The organism is Achromobacter sp. SIMBA_011 (assembly GCF_046535435.1).
GTDB classification, from domain to species: Bacteria; Pseudomonadota; Gammaproteobacteria; order Burkholderiales; family Burkholderiaceae_B; genus Achromobacter; species Achromobacter dolens.
In genome coordinates this window covers 1-265 of record NZ_JAWRWN010000604.1, presented here as the reverse complement: position 1 = coordinate 265, position 265 = coordinate 1, and the positions used below count along the sequence as shown (strand labels likewise).

The 265-nt window shown below is 67.2% G+C and carries 1 protein-coding gene; it reads right to left on the bottom strand.

The window, feature by feature from the left end; genetic code table 11:
- The coding region (locus SB816_RS32350; RefSeq protein ID WP_410548290.1) for a DnaB-like helicase N-terminal domain-containing protein at positions 1-265 on the bottom strand (265 nt) is incomplete at both ends.

The window sequence follows — 265 nt, the reverse complement described above, 5'->3', positions numbered from 1 at the left end:
CGCCCTCTTCGGCGATCGAGAACACCTTCGACTCGGCCTCGTCGAGCAGCTGGCGGACTTCCTTGCCCTGCGGATTGAATGCGTCGGCCGAGATTTCGTCGGCGACCGACACGAGCCGGCGCAGCACCGCGCGGTCGCGCACGATTTCCGCGTAGCGCCGGATGTTCGCGGCGCTAGGCGTGTTCTGCGCGAGTGCGTTCAGGTAGGCGAGCCCGCCGACGTCTTCGGCCTTGCCCGACGTGGTCAGCGCTTCGTATACGGTCAC